The organism is Acidovorax sp. WCS2018Noco2-16, from assembly GCF_031843945.1.
Lineage (GTDB): Bacteria > Pseudomonadota > Gammaproteobacteria > Burkholderiales > Burkholderiaceae_C > Paracidovorax.
This window is the reverse complement of record NZ_JAVTJJ010000001.1, coordinates 225725-244378: the sequence shown is the minus strand read 5'-3', so window position 1 is coordinate 244378 and position 18654 is coordinate 225725. Positions and strand designations below refer to the sequence as shown.

16 protein-coding genes are annotated in these 18654 nt (G+C 65.5%); 10 read left to right on the top strand and 6 right to left on the bottom strand.

Annotation, left to right across the window (positions count from 1 at the left end; all coding sequences use genetic code 11):
• Positions 1–9 precede the first annotated feature (9 nt).
• The gene (locus RQI28_RS01070) at positions 10–1518 is read right to left on the bottom strand and encodes a methyl-accepting chemotaxis protein (protein ID WP_311220750.1); all 1509 of its coding nucleotides are present in this window, start codon (positions 1516–1518) and stop codon (positions 10–12) included.
• 169 nt (positions 1519–1687) lie between these two features.
• Between RQI28_RS01070 and dapC the strand changes: the two genes are divergently transcribed.
• The 6 genes from dapC (at position 1688) to abc-f (ending at position 9364) form a co-directional block, all read left to right on the top strand.
• Positions 1688–2890 carry a succinyldiaminopimelate transaminase gene (gene dapC, locus RQI28_RS01065; protein ID WP_311220749.1) on the top strand — a complete coding sequence of 401 codons (1203 nt, stop codon included), beginning with the start codon at positions 1688–1690 and terminating at the stop codon, positions 2888–2890.
• Between the two features lie 22 nt (positions 2891–2912).
• On the top strand, positions 2913–3746 hold the full coding sequence (gene dapD / locus RQI28_RS01060) for a 2,3,4,5-tetrahydropyridine-2,6-dicarboxylate N-succinyltransferase (RefSeq protein ID WP_311220748.1): 834 nt from the start codon (positions 2913–2915) through the stop codon (positions 3744–3746).
• A gap of 76 nt (positions 3747–3822) precedes the next feature.
• Complete coding sequence (locus RQI28_RS01055) at positions 3823–4983, top strand: PilT/PilU family type 4a pilus ATPase (RefSeq protein WP_311220747.1); 1161 nt, start codon at positions 3823–3825, stop codon at positions 4981–4983.
• Positions 4984–5039: 56 nt separating this feature from the next.
• On the top strand, positions 5040–6215 hold the full coding sequence (gene dapE / locus RQI28_RS01050; protein ID WP_311220746.1) for a succinyl-diaminopimelate desuccinylase: 1176 nt from the start codon (positions 5040–5042) through the stop codon (positions 6213–6215).
• On the top strand, positions 6212–7120 hold the full coding sequence (gene prmB / locus RQI28_RS01045) for a 50S ribosomal protein L3 N(5)-glutamine methyltransferase (protein ID WP_311220745.1): 909 nt from the start codon (positions 6212–6214) through the stop codon (positions 7118–7120). Before dapE ends, prmB begins: the two co-directional genes overlap by 4 nt.
• 243 nt (positions 7121–7363) lie before the next feature.
• The gene (abc-f, locus tag RQI28_RS01040; RefSeq protein ID WP_311220744.1) at positions 7364–9364 is read left to right on the top strand and encodes a ribosomal protection-like ABC-F family protein; all 2001 of its coding nucleotides are present in this window, start codon (positions 7364–7366) and stop codon (positions 9362–9364) included.
• Positions 9365–9850: 486 nt separating this feature from the next.
• Here the strand turns inward: abc-f and phbB are convergent, their stop codons facing one another.
• The 3 genes from phbB to phaC form a co-directional block, all read right to left on the bottom strand.
• Positions 9851–10588: an acetoacetyl-CoA reductase gene (phbB, locus tag RQI28_RS01035; protein WP_311220743.1), complete on the bottom strand. Its 738-nt coding sequence runs from the start codon at positions 10586–10588 to the stop codon at positions 9851–9853.
• A gap of 204 nt (positions 10589–10792) precedes the next feature.
• A complete protein-coding gene (locus RQI28_RS01030; RefSeq protein WP_311220742.1) occupies positions 10793–11971 on the bottom strand; it encodes an acetyl-CoA C-acetyltransferase in 1179 nt (392 codons plus the stop codon).
• Positions 11972–12086: 115 nt separating this feature from the next.
• Entirely contained in the window at positions 12087–13796 is a 1710-nt protein-coding gene (gene phaC, locus RQI28_RS01025) for a class I poly(R)-hydroxyalkanoic acid synthase (RefSeq protein WP_311220741.1), read from the bottom strand.
• Between the two features lie 156 nt (positions 13797–13952).
• Between phaC and RQI28_RS01020 the strand changes: the two genes are divergently transcribed.
• Entirely contained in the window at positions 13953–14276 is a 324-nt protein-coding gene (locus RQI28_RS01020; RefSeq protein ID WP_311220740.1) for a hypothetical protein, read from the top strand.
• Here RQI28_RS01020 and pgeF read toward each other — a convergent pair.
• Positions 14181–15020: a peptidoglycan editing factor PgeF gene (gene pgeF, locus RQI28_RS01015; RefSeq protein WP_311221533.1), complete on the bottom strand. Its 840-nt coding sequence runs from the start codon at positions 15018–15020 to the stop codon at positions 14181–14183. The two genes, RQI28_RS01020 and pgeF, sit on opposite strands and share 96 nt — an antisense overlap.
• A 14-nt stretch (positions 15021–15034) precedes the next feature.
• Positions 15035–15703 carry a maleylacetoacetate isomerase gene (gene maiA / locus RQI28_RS01010; protein WP_311220739.1) on the bottom strand — a complete coding sequence of 223 codons (669 nt, stop codon included), beginning with the start codon at positions 15701–15703 and terminating at the stop codon, positions 15035–15037.
• 133 nt (positions 15704–15836) lie between these two features.
• Between maiA and RQI28_RS01005 the strand changes: the two genes are divergently transcribed.
• The 3 genes from RQI28_RS01005 to RQI28_RS00995 all read left to right on the top strand — a co-directional run bounded on the left by RQI28_RS01005 (position 15837) and on the right by RQI28_RS00995 (position 18550).
• A complete protein-coding gene (locus tag RQI28_RS01005; protein WP_311220738.1) occupies positions 15837–16532 on the top strand; it encodes a fumarylacetoacetate hydrolase family protein in 696 nt (231 codons plus the stop codon).
• A 100-nt stretch (positions 16533–16632) separates the two neighbouring features.
• Positions 16633–17181 (top strand): NUDIX hydrolase, encoded by a 549-nt coding sequence (locus RQI28_RS01000; RefSeq protein ID WP_311220737.1) that lies wholly within the window; start codon positions 16633–16635, stop codon positions 17179–17181.
• Positions 17182–17224: 43 nt separating this feature from the next.
• Positions 17225–18550, top strand: coding sequence for a leucine-rich repeat-containing protein kinase family protein (locus RQI28_RS00995; RefSeq protein WP_311220736.1), 1326 nt, complete (start codon positions 17225–17227; stop codon positions 18548–18550).
• Positions 18551–18654 lie beyond the last annotated feature (104 nt).

The window sequence follows — 18654 nt, the reverse complement described above, 5'->3', positions numbered from 1 at the left end:
GCCTGTGCCTCAAGCCCGCGCAGCGAGCGATTTGTAGACGCCGCATCCCAGATACAGGTCATCCACCTGCTGCACGAACGACATTTTCGTTTGAACCTGACCGGTCGCCGGATTGGTGATGTCGTACTCCACCCAGCCCGGCCCGCGCGCGGCTTGCTCAACGATGTCGCGCACCAGTTGGTCGCCCGCGATGCCCGGGATGTCCTGCACCCGCGTGCCTACCTTCGCGGGGTTGCCGCCGAAAGCACGGTAGGTGCCTTGCGCATCCAGCGCAAAGACATACATGTCACGGTCGTGAAAGGATTGGGCTGGCTCGGTGATGGTGCGCAGCAGCCCGTCCAGCGAGGTGCTGCGTCGCAGAGCACTGGCGCGGCCGACCAGGGCCACCGCCTCTTCGGCCGTGCCTTGCTGCAGCTTGAAGGTCAGCACCGCGCGGGACAAGGTCGCAGCGCGGCTTTCCAGCGCTTCTGCTTGCCGCACAGCCAGGCCGACCATCTGCGCGTTGCGCTGCGTGATCTGGTCGAGCTGCTGCACTGCGGCGCTGATCTCACGCAGCCCCACGCTCTGTTCGGCGCCGGAATGGGAAATTTCGTGCACGCTCGTTGCGACGGCCCGAATGCCGCTGGTGACGCCGGCAATGCTTTCGCCCGCGCTGCGGATCAAGCCGGCGCTGGCCTCCACCTGCCTGACTGAGTCGCTGATAAGTTGCCTGATTTCTTTGGCCGCCTCGCCAGACCGTCCCGCCAAGCTGCGCACCTCAGATGCCACCACCGCAAACCCACGCCCTTGTTCGCCCGCACGTGCCGCCTCCACGGCCGCGTTGAGCGCCAGAATATTGGTCTGGAAAGCAATTCCGTCGATCACGCCAATGATCTCGTTCATGCGGCGAGCGCCCTGCTGAATGGCCTGTACCGATTCCACGGCCTGCTCCATGGCAGCCGCTCCCACATCCGCTGCTTCGCGCACCTGCGCGGCGCGCCCGTCGGCGCCGCTGGCGGTTTGGGCGTTGCTGTTCACGGCGGCAGATAGCTGCTCGACGCTGGCGGCCGTCTGTTCGAGGTTGGCAGCCTGTTGCTCGGTGCGCTCGGCCAGTGCGCGGTTGTCGGCCGCCAGGCTCTCGCCAGCGTGGGAGACCAGCGCTGCGTTGCTGCGGATGTCCGCCACCATCGACGACAGCGTCAGCACCATGCGGTCGAGCTGCACTGCCAATTGGGCGAGTTCGTCGCGCCCCACGATGTCTGACCGCGCGCACAAATCACCTTGCGCGGTGCGTTCGGTCAGCCGCAGCAGCCGAGCCAGATCCGACGACAGGCTCGACTGCAGACACCAGGCCAGATAGAAAACCACCAGCGCGCCCAGTCCGGCTGCGGTGAAAGAACCGGCCGTGACCTGCCCTGGCACGGCGGCCACCGTCAACAAGGCGGTCGTAGCCGCCAGCGCCAAGATAGCAACCTTGGTGGGCAGACGGCAACGCCGAAACAGTGCGATGCCAGGACGCAGAAAAAAGGACTGAGACATGACCACCCTTAATGGGCCACCGGAGTGGAGCCCGAAGTGCTTCTATATGTAACCGCAAGCAGCATCCTCGGCTAGAGGGGAACACCGGGGCGCTGTATTGCCTGCTGCGGCGATTGCGCGAGGCGTAGCGATGACCCGGCGTGCGCGCCATCCACCATAATCGCGGCCCATGAATCCCCTGCTCTCCCAATTGCAGCCTTACCCGTTCGAGCGGCTGCGCCAGTTGTTCGCTGGCGTTGCGCTGCCCTCGGACTACAGCCCCATCAGCCTGGGCATGGGCGAGCCTCGCCATCCCACGCCCGTCTTCATCAAAGAGGCGCTCACCACCAGTCTGGACGGCCTGGCCAACTACCCCGCAACCGCGGGCGATCCGCGCTTGCGCGAGGTTTGCGCCGCCTGGCTACAACGCCGCTATGGTGTAGCGGTAGAGCCCACGGTCCACGTGTTGCCGGTGAACGGCTCGCGCGAAGCGCTCTTTGCCTTCGCACAGACCGTGCTGGATCCCTCCCGCGGCGACGCTGTGGTCGTCTGCCCCAATCCGTTCTATCAGATCTACGAAGGCGCAGCGCTGTTGGCTGGGGCCACGCCCTACTACGCTCCCAGCGATCCCGCCCGCAACTTCGCGGTGAATTGGGACGGCGTGCCCGAGGACGTCTGGCAGAAGACGCAGCTGATCTTCGTCTGTTCACCCGGCAACCCCACCGGCGCAGTCATGCCGCTGGCCGAATGGAAGAAACTGTTTGCGCTGAGCGACCGCTACGGCTTCGTCATTGCCTCTGACGAGTGCTATAGCGAGATCTACTTTCAAGGCGAGCCGCCACTGGGCGGCCTGGAAGCGGCAGCCAAGCTGGGCCGTACCGACTTCCGCAATCTTGTCGCTTTCACCAGCCTGTCCAAGCGCAGCAACGTGCCTGGCCTGCGCAGCGGCTTCGTCGCGGGCGATGCAGCGCTCATCAAGGCCTTTTTGCTCTACCGCACCTACCACGGCAGCGCCATGGGCCTGGCCGTGCAGGGTGCGAGCGTAGCCGCCTGGAGCGACGAGCAGCACGTGACCGAGAACCGCGCGCTCTACCGCAAGAAGTTTGCCCAGGTCACCCCTTTGCTGGCTGGCGTGATGGAAGTCAAGCTGCCCGACGCCGGTTTCTACCTCTGGGCCAAGGTGCCCGATGCGCTGGGCATGACCGATGCCGAGTTCGCCCGCGCCCTGTTGGCTCAATACAATGTCACCGTGCTGCCGGGCAGCTACCTGGCCCGTGAGGCTGGTGGAGTGAACCCTGGCGCCCAACGCGTGCGCATGGCCCTGGTGGCCGAAACCGAAGAATGCGTCGAAGCAGCGCTGCGCATCGTGCAATTCATCCAATCCCGTACCTGATCCATTCCGATCCGACCGACCCATGACACAACAACTGCAGACCCTGATCGACAACGCCTGGGACAACCGCACCAGCCTTTCGCCTTCATCGGCGCCCAAGGAAGTGGTCGATGCCGTGGAACACGTCATTGCCGAGCTGAACAACGGCAAGCTGCGCGTGGCCACGCGTGAGGGCGTGGGCCAGTGGACGGTGCACCAGTGGATCAAGAAGGCTGTGCTGCTGTCTTTCCGCCTCAAGGACAACGAACTGATGAAGGCCGGTGACCTGGGCTTCTTCGACAAGGTGCAGACCAAGTTCGCCCATCTGTCGGCTGAGGAAATGGCCGCCACCGGCGTGCGAGTGGTGCCCCCGGCCGTGGCCCGGCGCGGCAGCTACATCGCCCGTGGCGCGATCCTGATGCCCAGTTACGTGAACATCGGCGCCTATGTCGATGAAGGCACCATGGTCGACACCTGGGCCACCGTGGGTTCCTGCGCGCAAGTGGGCAAGAACGTGCACCTCTCGGGCGGTGTCGGCCTGGGCGGCGTGCTCGAGCCCCTGCAAGCCAACCCAACGATCATCGAAGACAACTGCTTCATCGGCGCGCGCTCCGAAGTGGTCGAAGGCGTGATCGTCGAAGAGAACTCCGTGCTGGGCATGGGCGTGTACCTCGGCCAGAGCACCCCCATTTTCAACCGCGACACGGGCGAGATCAGCTTTGGTCGCGTGCCTTCGGGCAGCGTGGTCATCAGCGGCAGCCTGCCCAAGAAGACCAAGTCGGGCCAGGACTATTCCACCTATGCAGCCGTGATCGTCAAGACCGTGGACGCGCAGACCCGGTCCAAGACCAGCCTGAACGATCTGCTGCGCGACTAAAGACCGTCCCATACGTTCTACCGCGCGGCCCCAGGGCCCGCTTTGCCGACCTCAACCTGGCACAAAGGCAATCACCATGAGCACGATGGAACGGATTCTGCGGCTGATGGCCGAGAAGCGGGCGTCCGACATATACCTGGCGGCGAACGCGCCGGCCCTCATTCGCATCAACGGCGAGTGCGTGCCGATCAACGGCCAGATCCTGCCGCCCGACGCGCCGCGCAACCTGCTGGCAGAAATCGTTCCGCCGCAGCGCATCGAAGAGCTGGAAGAAACCGGCGAGCTGAACATGGGCGTGCCCTTGTCTGGCGTGGGCCGCTTTCGGATCAGCGCCATGCGCCAGCGCGGCAGCTACGCGGTGGTGATCCGCTTCATTGCGCAGCAGATTCCCGAGCTGTCCACACTCAACCTGCCGCCCGTGTTGGGCGATCTGATTCTGGAAAAGCGCGGCCTCATTCTGGTCGTCGGCGCGACCGGCTCGGGCAAAAGCACTACGCTGGCGTCAATGATCGACAGTCGTAACGCGCAGCAGACCGGCCACATCCTGACCGTGGAAGACCCGGTCGAATACCAGTTCAAGAACAAGAAATCCATCGTCAACCAGCGCGAGATCGGTGGCGATACGCAGTCGCTGCAGACCGCGCTGAAGAACGCGCTGCGCCAGGCGCCCGACGTGATCCTGATCGGCGAAATCCGCGACCGGGAGACCATGTCCGCCGCCATAGCCTATGCGCAGTCGGGCCACCTGTGCCTTGCCACCCTGCACGGCAACAACAGCTACCACGCGCTCAACCGCATCCTGTCGTTCTACCCGGTCGAAGTGCGCGAGACCATGCTGGGCGACCTGGCGTCGGCGCTGAAGGCCATCGTCTCGCAGCGCCTGGTGCGCACGCCCGAGGGCGAACGCCTGCCGGCCACCGAGGTCCTGCTGAACACCAAGCTGATATCCGAGCTGATCGAAAGCGGTGATTTCTCCGGCGTGCGCGAAGCGATGGAAAAATCCATGGCCGAAGGCTCGCAGACGTTCGAGGAAGCCCTGTCGCAGATGATCCTGAGCAACCGCATCGACCGCAAGGAAGGCATGGCGAATGCCGATTCGCCGACCAACCTGATGTGGCGCCTGCAGAACGACTTCAACATGAATTCCAAAACCGCCCTGGCCCGCCAGGAAGCGCCACCGCCCGAAGACGACGAGCCCTCGTTCACCGAGATCGTGCTCGACGTCAAGGCCGGCTGACAGCACCCCGAACGACACACCCTGCCCACGCGCTGCCGCGCTTTTTTGTCCCTCCGATGTCCCGCACCCTGACCCTGGCCGAACAGCTCATCTCCCGCCCCTCCGTCACCCCAGAAGACGCCGGCTGCCTCGACCTGCTGGCCGCACGCCTGGCGCCGCTGGGCTTCGTCTGCGAGCGGCTGGACAGCGGGCCCGACAGCTTCCGTGTCAGCAATTTATGGGCAAAACGGCCTGCAGCGCTTGATACACAAGCGCAAGCAGCTATCAAAACGATAGTGTTTGCCGGCCATACCGATGTGGTGCCTACCGGCCCCGTCGAGCAGTGGAGCAGCGCACCGTTCACGCCTACGCATCGCGAAGGCCGCCTGTACGGGCGCGGTGCCAGTGACATGAAGACCTCCATCGCGGCCTTCGTCGTTGCGGTGGAAGAATTTCTCGGCGCTACGCCCGATCCGAGCATCGCCATCGCCTTGCTGCTGACCAGCGACGAGGAAGGCCCCTCGCTCGACGGCACCAAGGTCGTGGTCGAGCAGCTCAAGGCGCGCGGCGAAGCGATCGACTGGTGCATCGTGGGCGAGCCCACTTCCGTGCGCCAGACCGGTGACATGGTCAAGAACGGCCGACGCGGCACGCTCAGCGGCCGGCTCACGGTGCGCGGCGTCCAGGGCCACATCGCCTACCCGCAGCTGGCGCGCAACCCGATCCACCAGGCCGTGCCCGCGCTGGCTGAACTCGCCGCCACGGTGTGGGACGAAGGCAATGCGTTCTTTCCGCCCACCAGCTGGCAGATGAGCAACATCCACGGCGGCACGGGCGCCACCAACGTCATTCCTGGCGCTGTGGTCATCGACTTCAATTTCCGCTTTAGCACCGAAAGCACGGCCGACGGACTGAAGCAGCGCGTGCACGCCCTGCTCGACCGGCACGACCTTGAATACGACCTGGTCTGGACGCTGGGCGGCCAGCCCTTCCTGACCACGCCGGGCGAGCTGATGGTCGCAGTGCAGCAGGCCATCGCGGACGAAACGGGTTTAACGACCGAGCTGTCCACCACCGGCGGCACCAGCGACGGCCGGTTCATCGCGCAGATCTGCCCGCAGGTGATCGAAGTCGGCCCACCCAATGCCACCATCCACAAGATCGACGAGCACATCGTGGTCGCCGACATCGAGCCGCTCAAGAACATCTACCGCCGCACGCTGGAAAACCTGAACACGCAGGTTCGGGCATGACCGGCACCGTGCACGGCGCCACTCTGGGCGCGCTCGTCGCATCCGGGGCCCAGCGCCTTGAAGCGGCCGGCGTCGCCTTCGGCCACGGCACCGCCAATGCGCACGACGAGGCCGCATGGCTGGTGCTTTGGCGCCTGGGCCTGCCGCTCGACACGCCCCTGGATGACGGCGAAGAATCTCAGTCAAATCACCCTGTAGCGCAGGCGGATCAAGCGCGGGTAGCTATGCTTTTTGAAGAACGCATTGCTACGCGCAAGCCCGCCGCCTATCTGACGCAAGAAGCCTGGCTGCAGGGCGTGCCGTTCTACGTGGACGAGCGCGCCATCGTGCCGCGCAGCTTCATCGCCGAGTTGCTGGCCGACGGCAGCATCGACGATTTTCTGGGCGATCACACGCGCCAGGTGCTGGACCTGTGCACCGGCAACGGCAGCCTGGCCGTGCTGGCCGCCATGGCCTACCCCGATGTCGTGGTGACCGGCGCCGACCTGTCCCCCGACGCGCTGGCCGTCGCCCGCATCAATGTGGACAAGCATGGCCTGCAGGATCGTATCGCCCTGCAACTGTCTGACGGCCTGGCGGAACTGCCCGGCCCGTGGGACTTGATCTTGTGCAACCCGCCCTACGTGAATGCGCAAAGCATGGCCGCGCTGCCCGCTGAATACCGCGCCGAACCCGAACTCGCATTGGCCGGCGGTGACGACGGCATGGACTTCGTGCGCCGCCTGCTGGCCGACGTGCCCGCGCGCATGACCGAGCACGCCGTGCTGGTGCTGGAAATCGGCAACGAGCGCGAGCACTTCGAGGCCGCCTTCCCACGCTTGCCGGTGTTCTGGCTGGACACCAGCGCAGGCGACGACCAAGTGCTGCTGATCACTCGCGAGGCGCTGGTGGCGCTGCCGATGTGACCGTGGGCTCCGTCACCCAGCCCGCCCGCGGAACGCCGCAACCACGCGACGAGTGGTGCCGGCTTCTCGCGATGGCGTAGCTTCGCAAAAGCTGCGTTCATACAGCCCGTCCGTGCGTTGACGCATCGACGCGCTGACCGGGCCTGCTGCGCCCTCTTTTCCTCGCGTGCCGATGTGCGCACGCGTCTCCTGCATGCGGGTGCCCTGGTTCCAAGGCGCCCTCCGTTTTCCTTTGGTATTTTCATGATCACTCTCAGAAACCTCACCCTGCGCCGCAGCGCCAAGGTCTTGCTCGACAACGTCTCGGCCACCATCAACCCCGGCGAAAACGTCGGCCTGGTGGGCCGCAACGGCGCGGGCAAATCCACGCTGTTTGCGCTGCTCAACCGCACGCTGCACGAAGACGGTGGCGAATTCTTCATTCCGGCCCAGTGGCGCATGGCGCAGGTGGCGCAGAACATGCCCGAGACGTCGGAGACCGCGACCGAGTTCGTGCTGTCCGGCGACACCCGGCTGGTCGAGCTGCGCGCCCAGCTGGCTGCGGCCGAAGCGGCCGACGACGGCATGGCCATCGCCCATGCCTACACCGACCTGGCCGATGCGGGCGATTACGACGCCGTCTCCCGCGCCCAGGCGCTGATCCTGGGCCTGGGCTTCAAATCGAGCGAACTCGACAGCCCGGTGGACAGCTTTTCCGGCGGCTGGCGCATGCGGCTGCAGCTGGCCCGCGCGCTGATGTGCCCCAGCGACCTGTTGCTGCTGGACGAGCCCACCAACCACTTGGACTTGGATGCCCTCGTCTGGCTCGAAGCCTGGCTCAAGACCTATGCCGGCACCATGATCGTCATCAGCCATGACCGCGAGTTTCTGGACGCCGTGACCAACGTCACGCTGCACATCGAGAGCGCCAAGCTGGTGCGCTACGGCGGCAACTACAGCAAGTTCGAGGAAATGCGCTCGCTGCAGATGGAGCAGCAGCAGTCGGCTTTCAGCAAGCAGCAGGACAAGATCGCCCACCTGCAAAAGTTCATCGATCGCTTCAAGGCCAAAGCCAGCAAGGCCAAGCAGGCGCAGAGCCGGGTCAAGGCGCTCGAGCGCATGGAAAAGGTGGCGCCGCTGCTGGCCGAGGCCGAATTCACGTTCGAATTCAAGGAGCCGGGCCATATCCCCAACCCGATGATGTCCATCGACAACGCCTCGTTCGGCTACACCTTCGAGGACGAGAGCGAGTCGCCGAAGATCATCCTGACAGGCGTCAGCAAGTCGGTGATGGCCGGCCAGCGCATCGGCATTCTGGGCGCCAACGGCCAGGGCAAATCGACCTTCGTGAAGACGGTGGCGCACGACATGAAGCCACTCGCCGGCCAGATCATCGAAGGCAAGGGCCTGCGCATCGGCTACTTCGCCCAGCAGGAACTGGACGTGCTGCGCCCGCAAGATAACCCGCTGGAGCACATGATTCGTCTGGCCAAGGAAATGGGTGCCGACGCCAAACAGCCCTCGCGCGAGCAGGATCTGCGCAGCTACCTGGGCACCTTCAATTTCTCCGGCGACATGGTCAAGCAAGCCGTGGGCACCATGAGCGGCGGCGAAAAGGCCCGCTTGGTACTGGCCATGATGGTCTGGCAGCGCCCCAACCTGCTTCTGCTGGACGAGCCGACAAACCACCTGGACTTGGCCACGCGCGAAGCGCTCGCCATGGCGCTCAACGAATTCGAAGGCACGCTCATGCTCGTCAGCCACGACCGAGCGCTGCTGCGTTCGGTGTGCGATGAGTTCTGGCTGGTGGGCCGGGGCGTGGTCGGCCCGTTCGACGGCGACCTGGACGACTACCAGCGCTACCTGCTGGAAGAGGCCAAGCGCCTGCGCGAAGTGGCCAAGACCGCCGATGCCCAGGCGTCGCGAGCCGCTGCTGCGCCCGCCCCTGCCGCAGCAGCACCCATTCAGGCGGCGGCGCCGGCTCCTGAGCAGCGCAAACTCGGCGCTCAGGCGCGCCAGCAGTTGGCCGAGAAAAGCCGACCCCTGAAGAAGGAACTGGAACGCATCGACCAGCGACTCGCGGCACTCGCGCAGGAAAAGGTGGCGCTGGAAGCCAGACTGAGCCAGAGCCTGCCCCCGGCTGAAATCGCCGAGGGCGGCCGCAAGCTCAAAGCCGGTGCAGACGAAACGGCCGCGCTGGAAGAAAAGTGGCTGGATGTATCCGGACAGCTGGAAGCGCTGCAAAGTGGTCCGGTTGAAGCCTGATACACATTGATGGTGTTTTTGGCCTCCAGCGCTTGATGCTCAAGCGCTTGTAGCTATTTATTCAATAGCAAAAAGAGCCTGCACCAACTTGGATGAACAACGCTGCATTTTCTTGCATCGGGTTGTCAACGCAGCCCCAGGGAGGTGCGTTGTTCATGCATCCAAGGAGTTTTTTCAACATGAACACCACGATCCTGTCAGCCTGGCCCGAAGACGAACGCGACCGCAAGCGCGCACCGGCCCGCCTGTGAACGGCGGTTGCGCCGGCCGGAACCATCCCTCACACTGACCGTTCCCGCCCTCGCGCCGTCTTTCCTAGCATCCTTCATTCACCAGCCCACCTTATTTCCCCCCAAAAACCCCGTCCGTCGGGGTTTTTTGTTGCCTGCTTAAAAAACACTGCAGTGCGACAGGCCAAAAGAAAACCCCGCCGCAGCGGGGTTGGATGCAGAGCCGGCAGGCCCGAAGACCTGCCTGGCAGGGCCATCAGCCCATGTGCAGGCCGCCATTGACCGAGAAATCGGCACCCGTGGCGTAGCCGCCTTCATCCGATGCCAGCCACGCAATGATGGATGCGATCTCGCTGGGCTCTCCCAGGCGCTTGACCGGAACGGTGCCGACGATCTTTTCCAGCACGTCAGGGCGAATCGCCTTGACCATGTCGGTGCCGATGTAGCCAGGGCTCACGGTGTTCACCGTGACGCCCTTGGTGGCCAGCTCTTGCGCCAGCGCCATCGAAAAACCATGCATGCCGGCTTTGGCCGCCGAATAGTTGGTCTGCCCCGCCTGGCCCTTGGCACCGTTCACGCTGCTGATGTTGATGATGCGACCCCAGCCCTTTTCCACCATGTCACCCACGACCTGCTTGGTCACGTTGAACATGCTGTTCAGGTTGGTTTCGATCACGGCGTCCCAGTCTTCGCGCGACATCTTGATGAACATGCGGTCGCGCGTGATGCCGGCGTTGTTCACCAGCACGTCGATGCTGCCGTGCTCGGTCTTGGACGCCGTGAAGGCCTCCACGGTCGAATCCCAATCGCCCACATTGCCCACCGACGCGTAGAACGTATAGCCCAGCGCCTTTTGCTCACCCAACCACTTGGCATGGTCGCGCGTGGGACCGCAGCCGGCGATGACCTTGAAACCCTCTTTGTGCAAACGCTGGCAGATGGCGGTGCCGATGCCCCCCATGCCCCCGGTCACGTATGCGATTTTCTGGCTCATTCGATATCCCTTCGATTCATTGAACTCCGGCACCACTCTAACCCGAGAAAAAGCACCGCTCCGCCTAGGAAAACACCGAGCGGCGCGATTTAGGCCCGATTCATGATGGCGATTGGCCACCACGGTCGCGGCCGGTCAGCCTGATGCGCCGGCGCTGTAAAAAGCCGCGCAGTGCGCGGCTTCCAGACTAAGCGCCTGAACGTCTCAGCGCTCCACCGCCAGAGACACACCCATGCCGCCGCCGATGCACAGCGCAGCCAGCCCCTTTTTGGCGTCGCGGCGCTGCATTTCGTGCAGCAGCGACACCAGAATGCGGCAACCGGAGGCACCGATCGGGTGACCAATGGCGATGGCGCCGCCGTTCACGTTGACCTTGGCAGCGTCGATGCCCAGTTCCTTGTTGACGGCGCAGGCCTGGGCCGCGAAAGCTTCGTTCAGCTCGAACAGGTCCACGTCCTTGGCGTCCCAGCCCGCGCGCTTCAACGCCTTGCGCGAAGCAGGCACCGGTCCCATGCCCATGGTGGCGGGGTCCAGGCCGCTGGTGCCGAAGGCGGCGATGCGTGCCAGGGGTTTCAGGCCCAACTCGGCCGCCTTCTTGGCACTCATCAGCACCACGGCAGCTGCGCCATCGTTCAAGCCCGAGGCGTTGCCGGCCGTAACCGAGCCGGCCTTGTCGAACGCGGGGCGCAGGCCTGCCAGCGCGTCGGCATTCGTCTTGCGGTTCAGGTATTCGTCGGCCGAGAAGACGATGGGGTCGCCCTTCTTCTGCGGCAGGCTGACGGGCACGATCTCATCCTGAAAACGCCCTGCATCTTGCGCAGCAGCGGCTTTTTGCTGGCTGCCCAGCGCCAGCGCGTCCTGCTGCTCGCGGGTGATGCCGTGTTCCTTGGCCACGTTCTCGGCGGTGATGCCCATGTGGTACTGGTTGTACACGTCCCACAGGCCGTCCACGATCATCGTGTCCGTCATCTTCCAGTCGCCCATGCGCTGGCCGTCGCGCGAACCATTCAGCACGTGGGGCGACAGGCTCATGTTCTCCTGGCCGCCGGCCACCACGATCTCGGCATCGCCCGTGGCGATGGCCTGGGCGCCCAGCATGACGGCCTTCAGGCCCGAGCCGCAGACGGCGTTGATGGTGAGCGCCGGAGTTTCCTTGGCCACGCCGGCTTTCATCATGGCCTGGCGGGCCGGGTTCTGGCCGACGCCTGCCGTCAGCACCTGGCCCATGATGACTTCACTGACCTGGTCCAGCGGCACCTTGGCGCGTGCGAGCGCCTCCTTGATGACGAGTGCGCCCAGCTCGGTGGCAGGGATTTTGGCGAGTGAGCCGCCGAACTTGCCCACGGGCGTGCGAACGGCGGAAACGATGACGATGTCTTCCATGGCGATCCTTTCTGGGGAGTCTGAGGTGCGAAATTTTGAGAGTTACGGTGCAGCGGCGAGGGTCATCGCCGCGCGTTGGCCGGGCGGTGTCGCTGGGTGATGCGAAGCGCCAGTGTTACGCCTTTTGCCGCACGTAGCGGCCGGGCGCGGGTTCGATCGCCTTGAAACGCGTGCCCCGGCCATAGGCCTTGGGCACAGCGACCTGTCGGCCGGCATGGCCGCGCAGCCAGGCGGACCAGTCGGTCCACCAACTGCCAGGGTGCTCTTTGGCGCCGGCCAGCCAGTCGTCCAGGCGGGCGGGCAGTTTGCCGTCGTCGCGCGTCCAGTGGCTGCGCTTTTTCTTGGCCGGCGGGTTGATGACGCCGGCGATATGGCCGGACGCGCCCATCACGAACCGCTTGGGGCCGGGCAGCACCTGGGTGGACGCATACGCCGCGCCGATCGGCACGATGTGGTCCTCGCGAGAGCCGTAGATGTAGGTGGGCACGTCGACCAGATTCAGGTCGATGGCTTCGCCGCAGACCGTGAGCTTGCCAGGCTGCACAAGGTTGTTTTCCAGGTAGAAGTTGCGCAGGTACCAGGCGTAGTAAGGCCCGGGAAGGTTGGTGGCGTCGCTGTTCCAGTACAGCAGATCGAACGGCGGCGGTGTTTCGCCCTTCAGGTAGTTGCCCACCACGTAGTTCCAGACCAGGTCGTTGGGCCGCAAGAAGCTGAAGGTGGAGGCCAGATCCTGCCCCTTCATCATCCCGCCCTGGCCCATCTGCATCTCGCGGAACTTCACGAAGGCGTCGTCGATGAACACATCGAGGATGCCGGTGTCGCTGAAGTCGATCAGCGTGGTGAGGAAGGTGGCGCTGGCCACGGCGTCTTCACCACGTGCGGCCAGCACGGCCAGCGCGTTGGACAGCATGGTGCCACCCACGCAAAAACCCAGCGCGTTGATCTGCTCGGCCCCGCTGATGTCCTGCACCGTGTGGATGGCGGTGATGACGGCCTGCTCAATGTAGTCATCCCAGGTGGACTGGGCGAGCGACGCATCGGGGTTGCGCCAGCTGACCACGAAGGTGCGATGCCCTTCGGCCACCGCGTGGCGGATGAGCGAGTTCTCGGGCTGCAGATCGAGGATGTAGTACTTGTTGATGCAGGGCGGCACCATCAGGAAGGGGCGCTCATACACCTTGGGCGTCAGCGGCTTGTATTCGATGAGCTGGAAGTAGTCGTTCTCGAACACCACCGCGCCTTCGGTGGTGGCCACGTTGCGGCCGACTTCGAACAGGCTTTCGTCGGTCATCGACACATGGCCCTGGCGCAGGTCGTGCAGCAGGTTGGCGATGCCCTTGGCGATGCTCTCGCCCTGCGTGTCGATGGCCTTCTTCTGCGCTTCGGCGTTGAACGCCAGGAAGTTGCTGGGCGCAACCGCCGCCATCCACTGCTCCACACCAAAGCGGATGCGCGCGCGGGCCTTCTCGTCGCCTTCCACCGCATCAGCCAGGCCCATCAGGGTGCGGGCGTTGAGCAAATAGTTGGCCGCCGAGAAGCTCGACAGCGGGTTCGTTGTCCAGGCCTCGCTGGTGAAGCGCCGGTCCGCTACCGCAGGCGGGGCTTTCAAGCCGTCGCTCCAGAGCGCCTTGGCTTCTTCCAGGTACTGCTTTTGCAAAGCGGCCAACTTGTCGGCTGCGAACTTGATCGGCGCCTGTGGCTGGGTGGTGGCGGCAAATGCGCCGCCATCAGCGGGCTGGAAGCCTTTCAGCGCCTGAGCCCAGCCGTCTCCAAACATGCGCTGGAATTGCCGGGCGCCCTCGGTCCACTGTGCGTCAGAATCCATGGTCTTTGCCTCCTGTAATCGCCGCAGGCTCTTGCGGCCTTGGCGTGCATTGTCCGGCCATTGTTGCCGAGCCCCGGCGCGGGTGGCAACGCTTGTTAGTTTTTTTACGATTCACCCTGGCTCAGCGCCGTCCGCTCAAGCACCCACACGCGCATCATGTACCTCGTCATCATCGGGTGGCTATATGTCACCGTGCTCATGGCCGTGGCAGAAGCCAATGCCGCCAACGGCACGCTGCTGGGCGCCATCGTCACCTTCGTGCTGTATGGCCTGCTTCCGATGGGGATTCTGGGCTACATCCTTGGCACGCCCGGGCGCAAGCGTGCGCTGCGGGCGCGCCAGCTGGCCGAGCAGCAAGCGCATGACCGGGCGCAGGCGGACGGCTCAGCCGCCGAGGGCGCCGTCGAGCCAGACGCAAGCAGCGAAGCGCCCGCTGCCGCCGAGCCGGGCCGTGTCCCGCCGGTGCGAAAAGAACCGTGATGCATTGCCGACGGTGCACCAGGACGGCGTGCCGTCGTTGCCGCTGATGTCGGTCACGCCCAGCGCATGCAGCCGCTGGCGGGCCAGCCCGGCCAGGTCAGCGATGAATTTGCCCGGCGCCTGCTGCGGCGTGAAATGGCGAGCCGCCCGCTCGTCCATATCGCAAAACGCTGCACGTACTTCAGCGCCCACTTCAAAGGCCTGCGGGCCGATGCAAGGGCCCAGCCAAGCCAACACATCGCCAGCTTGACGAGTCGGTGCTATGTTTTTTATAGCTGCTTGCGCTTGCTGAATGGGCGCTAGAGCCTGAAAAGACTCCAACACCGCTTCCAGCACACCCCGCCCGCCCTCGCCCACCAGACCGCGCCAGCCCGCGTGCGCAGCGGCCACCCAGGTGCCCTCGCGGTCGGTGAACAGCACCGGCAGGCAGTCGGCCACCATGATGGTGCAGGCCACGCCCGGTGCGGTGGCGCTGCAGGCGTCGGCCGTGGTTCCGTCGGGCGTGGCGGGCGACAGCGCTGCGACGTGGCTGCCGTGCACTTGCTTCAAAAAGACGGGCCGCGTGCCGATGGCAGCCTGCAGCACGCTGCGGTTGGCTTGCACGTCGGCTGGTCGGTCGCCCACGTGGTCGCCCAGGTTCAGCGCATCGAAAGGCGACGCGCTGACACCGCCCACCCGCGTGGTGCACACGGCGCGCACGTGGGCCGGGGCCGGCCAGTCAGGGCGCAGCCAGTCTGGCGGCATGGCGATGGCAGCCGTCACGCTTCGTTGTCCGGGCAGGCCGACGGGTGCGCGCGCTGAAAGGCCGGCAGCGCGCTGGCCGCCTCATGGGCGGCGAGGGTCAGCGGCAGTCCATCCAGCGGCACCTTGAAGCGCTTCGCATTGAAGATCTGCGGCACCAGGCAGCAATCGGCCAGCGTAGGCGTGTCGCCCCAGCACAGCTGCGATGGCGGCAAGCCGGCCTCGACGCGGCTGGTGGCCAGCAGGGCCAGTTGGCGCTCGAAAGCCTCCAGGCCGCCGCGCGTCCAGTGGTGGTACCAGGTGGTCTTGGCGTCGTCCGAGAGGTGCAACTCCTGCGTCAGCATGCGCAGCACGCGCAGATTGTTCAACGGATGGATCTCGCAGGCCACCATCTGCGCCAATGCCCGCACCCGCGCGCGGCCCAGCGCGTCGGCGGGCAGCAGCGGTGGCTCGGGGTGCGTTTCTTCCAGGTATTCGATGATCGCCATCGACTGCACCAGGGTCTGCCCGTCGTCGGTTTCCAGCGCGGGCAGCAGCGCGTCGCCGCTGCGCGCGGCATGCTCCGCCGTCAGGTGCTCGGCACGCACCAGATGCACGGGCACGTAGTCGTAAGGCAGGCCCTTCACCTCCAGCGCGATGCGCACGCGGTACGACGCCGAGGAGCGGAAATAGTTGAAGAGTTTCATGGTGCGACGAGCATAACGGCCCGCCTGCCAGCCAGCGGCGCGCACTGGCGCATGGCACACTGCGGCGCTGGCCGCGCGTTGCTGTTTTCCAGCCCGCCGGCTGCGCATCGCATTCGAATCAGGAAAGGCAGACATGAGCTATGTGATCACTCCCGCGCCGCAGGCCAGCGTCCCCGTCGTGGGCACTTCGGACCGCTTTCCGGTGCACCGCATCTACTGCGTGGGCCGCAATTACGAAGAACACGCCAAGGAGATGGGCTTTACCGGCCGCGAGCCGCCGTTCTTCTTCATGAAGCCGGCCGACGCCGTGCTGCCGGTGAACGCGGGCGAAACGGGCTCTCTGCCCTACCCCAGCCTGACGGCCAACTTCCACCACGAGATCGAGCTGGTGGTGGCGATTGGCAAAGGCGGCAAGAACATCCAGGCGGCCGACGCGCTGCAGCACATCTGGGGCTACGCCGTGGGCCTGGACATGACGCGCCGCGACCTGCAGAACGACATGAAAAAGCAAGGCCGGCCGTGGTCCATCGGCAAGGGCTTCGACGCCAGCGCGCCCATCGGCCCGATCACGCCGGCCGCACAAGCCGGCGACGTGGCCAACGCGCCCATCTGGCTGCAGGTGAACGGCACCGACCGCCAGCGCAGCACGGTCTCGCAGCTGATCTGGAACATCGCCGAGACCATCGAGCACCTGTCCGCCGCGTGGGAGCTGCAGCCCGGCGACCTGATCTTCACCGGCACGCCCGAAGGTGTGGCTGCGGTGGTGAGCGGCGACACGCTCGAAGGCGGCATCGACGGCCTGGGCACGCTGCGGGTGACAGTGGCGTGACGACGCCGTAAGCCTGCAACCCAATTGCTATTGAAATAGTAGCTACCAGCGCTTGACCATCAAGCGCTGCAGCCACTTCTGACTCATAAAAAACCCACGCATGACCCTCCGCAGCCCCATCAAGCACTGCCGCGAATGCGGCGCCGCCGTGGTCTACCGCCTGCCCGACGACGGCGACACCAAGCTGCGGGCCGTGTGCCCTGCCTGCGGCACGGTGCATTACGAGAACCCGCTGAACGTGGTGGGCACGGTGCCGGTGCTGGGCGAGCGCGTGCTGCTGTGCCTGCGCAACATCGAGCCGCGCCGAGGCAAGTGGACGCTGCCGGCCGGCTTCATGGAGCTGAACGAGACCAGCGCCGAGGGTGCCGCGCGCGAAACCGACGAGGAAGCCGGCGCGCAGATCCAGATGGGGCCGCTGTTTTCTGTGGTGAACGTGCCGCGCGTGGGGCAGGTGCATTTCTTCTACCTGGCCACGCTGCAAAGCGACGTCTTCAACCCAGGCTTCGAGACCATCGAGGCGCGGCTTTTCGCCGAAGACGAGATCCCCTGGGACGAGATCGCCTTTCGCACGGTGAAGGTGACGCTGGAGAAGTTCTTCGCCGACCGGCGTGCCGGCGCGTTCGGCATGCATTGCGTCGATATCGATTGAGTGACGCGGTCGCCCACCGTTCGCCCCCAAAACACCGCCACTGATGACCGATGACCTGCAACGGCTGCGCGACGGCGAACTGGTGGGCGGGCGCGTGCTGCGCATCGCCGCCGGCCTGGACACCTTTCCCCGCGAGGTGTTCGAGCTGGCCGACACGCTGGAGGTGCTGGACCTCTCCGGCAACCGCCTGAGCACTCTGCCCGATGACCTGCACCGGTTGCATCGGTTGCGCGTGTTCTTCGCGTCGAACAACTGCTTCACCGAGTTGCCCGCCGCACTGGGCGCCTGCCCGCAGTTGGAAATGGTGGGCTTGAAGGCCAACCGCATCATCCAGGTGCCGGCCGAGGCGCTGCCCGCGCGGCTGCGCTGGCTGATCCTGACCGACAACGCCATCGCCGATCTGCCCGACGCCCTGGGCGAGCGGCCCCGCCTGCAAAAGCTGATGCTGGCCGGCAACCGCTTGCAAACGCTGCCCGAGACACTGCGGCACTGCGAGGCGCTGGAGTTGCTACGCATCTCCGCCAACCGGCTCCATGCCCTGCCCGGCTGGCTGGCCGAACTGCCGCGTCTGGCCTGGCTCGCCATCGGCGGCAATGCCTTCAACGAGGCCGTCGAAGCGCAGGCCCGGGCCGACATGGCCGCGAGCGTCATTGCCTGGCACCGCCTGCAGTGCGGCGAACTGCTGGGCGAAGGCGCCTCCGGCCGCATCCATGCGGCACTGCTGGGCGACGGGCCCGGCGCAAGGGAAGTGGCCATCAAACTGTTCAAGGGCGAAGTCACCAGCGACGGCTGGCCGCTGACCGAACTGGCGGCCAGCCTGGCTGCCGGGCGGCATGCTCGGCTCATTCCCGTGCTGGGCCAGCTGCATGGCCACCCGGCCGGAACGGAGGGTTTGGTGATGGAGCGCATCGCGCCCGCCTACCGGATGCTCGCCGGCCCGCCCAGCTTTGAGACCTGCACCCGCGACGTCTACCCGGACGGCCTGCGGCTGCCCGCTCGCGTGGCCCTGTGCATCGCCGCCGATGTGGCCTGTGCCCTGGCGCACCTGCACGGCAAGGGGCTGGTGCATGGCGATTTGTACGCGCACAACCTGCTGTGGCGCCCGGATGCATCCGAGGGCGAGGCCAGCGGACTGCTGGGCGACTTTGGCGCGGCGGCGTTTGCGCCGCCAGGCACGATGGGCAACGCACTGCGGCGCATGGACGTGCGCGCGTTCGGCGTGATGCTGGCCGAACTGTGCGCCCAGGCCGACGGAGCAATTCCCGACTCTGTGCGTGAACTAGCCCAAGCCTGCCAGCAGGCAGACGCTTCGGCGCGCCCGGATGCCGAGGAACTGGCGGCCAGCACGGCGCTGTGGGCCGCCGGCTGAACCTGCGCCACGGCTGTGTTCGGACCGATGCCCGGCTGCCTTATGGCAGATGCCGGTCAGTTAAACCCGGTCGCATTGAGCTTGCCGAAAGGCTTTAGCAACCA

Coding starts and splice junctions, on each gene's coding strand:
- RQI28_RS01070 (WP_311220750.1), bottom strand. CDS start 1,518: ATGTCTCAGTCCTTTTTTCTGCGTCCTGGCATCGCACTGTTTCGGCGT.
- dapC (WP_311220749.1), top strand. CDS start 1,688: ATGAATCCCCTGCTCTCCCAATTGCAGCCTTACCCGTTCGAGCGGCTG.
- dapD (WP_311220748.1), top strand. CDS start 2,913: ATGACACAACAACTGCAGACCCTGATCGACAACGCCTGGGACAACCGC.
- RQI28_RS01055 (WP_311220747.1), top strand. CDS start 3,823: ATGAGCACGATGGAACGGATTCTGCGGCTGATGGCCGAGAAGCGGGCG.
- dapE (WP_311220746.1), top strand. CDS start 5,040: ATGTCCCGCACCCTGACCCTGGCCGAACAGCTCATCTCCCGCCCCTCC.
- prmB (WP_311220745.1), top strand. CDS start 6,212: ATGACCGGCACCGTGCACGGCGCCACTCTGGGCGCGCTCGTCGCATCC.
- abc-f (WP_311220744.1), top strand. CDS start 7,364: ATGATCACTCTCAGAAACCTCACCCTGCGCCGCAGCGCCAAGGTCTTG.
- phbB (WP_311220743.1), bottom strand. CDS start 10,588: ATGAGCCAGAAAATCGCATACGTGACCGGGGGCATGGGGGGCATCGGC.
- RQI28_RS01030 (WP_311220742.1), bottom strand. CDS start 11,971: ATGGAAGACATCGTCATCGTTTCCGCCGTTCGCACGCCCGTGGGCAAG.
- phaC (WP_311220741.1), bottom strand. CDS start 13,796: ATGGATTCTGACGCACAGTGGACCGAGGGCGCCCGGCAATTCCAGCGC.
- RQI28_RS01020 (WP_311220740.1), top strand. CDS start 13,953: ATGTACCTCGTCATCATCGGGTGGCTATATGTCACCGTGCTCATGGCC.
- pgeF (WP_311221533.1), bottom strand. CDS start 15,020: ATGCCGCCAGACTGGCTGCGCCCTGACTGGCCGGCCCCGGCCCACGTG.
- maiA (WP_311220739.1), bottom strand. CDS start 15,703: ATGAAACTCTTCAACTATTTCCGCTCCTCGGCGTCGTACCGCGTGCGC.
- RQI28_RS01005 (WP_311220738.1), top strand. CDS start 15,837: ATGAGCTATGTGATCACTCCCGCGCCGCAGGCCAGCGTCCCCGTCGTG.
- RQI28_RS01000 (WP_311220737.1), top strand. CDS start 16,633: ATGACCCTCCGCAGCCCCATCAAGCACTGCCGCGAATGCGGCGCCGCC.
- RQI28_RS00995 (WP_311220736.1), top strand. CDS start 17,225: ATGACCGATGACCTGCAACGGCTGCGCGACGGCGAACTGGTGGGCGGG.